1 tRNA gene is annotated in these 419 nt (G+C 62.8%); it reads right to left on the reverse strand.

Going from position 1 to position 419, the window contains the following annotated elements:
• Positions 1-201: 201 nt before the first annotated feature.
• Positions 202-273 (reverse strand) — tRNA-Ala (locus tag C451_RS02200).
• Positions 274-419 lie beyond the last annotated feature (146 nt).

Below are 419 nucleotides of genomic sequence, written 5' to 3' on the forward strand. Positions count from 1 at the left end.
TCAGAATCCATGAACCCGCTGAACGGGTCCAGTGGACGCCTGGATCGCACGTACACACAGTCTCATGGACGCACCCGAGTGTCACGAGGCACGTCTCAACCCTTCCCACCCACGCTTGCACGGGGTGGTGCATCGGTTCGGTCGGACTCGAGCATACTGCCGAGCCCCACTTAAGGGACTCGGTTCGCCCGAGTCGACGGATGGACCCACTGGGATTCGAACCCAGGGCATCCTCCTTGCAAAGGAGGCACTCTCCCACTGAGCTATGGGCCCGCCTTCCGCTTTTCCGCAGGCCGACTGCCACGGAAGGCTCGCGTTTGCTGTCAGCCCTGATAGTTCGTAGGTGCCCGGTCGGCACTGCAGGTCACGAACGCGAACACAGTTACGAGTGGGTCGGGCCATCGGCCCGATCCCGGTCT

Origin of the sequence: Halococcus thailandensis JCM 13552 (genome assembly GCF_000336715.1) — an archaeon.
GTDB classification, from domain to species: Archaea; Halobacteriota; Halobacteria; order Halobacteriales; family Halococcaceae; genus Halococcus; species Halococcus thailandensis.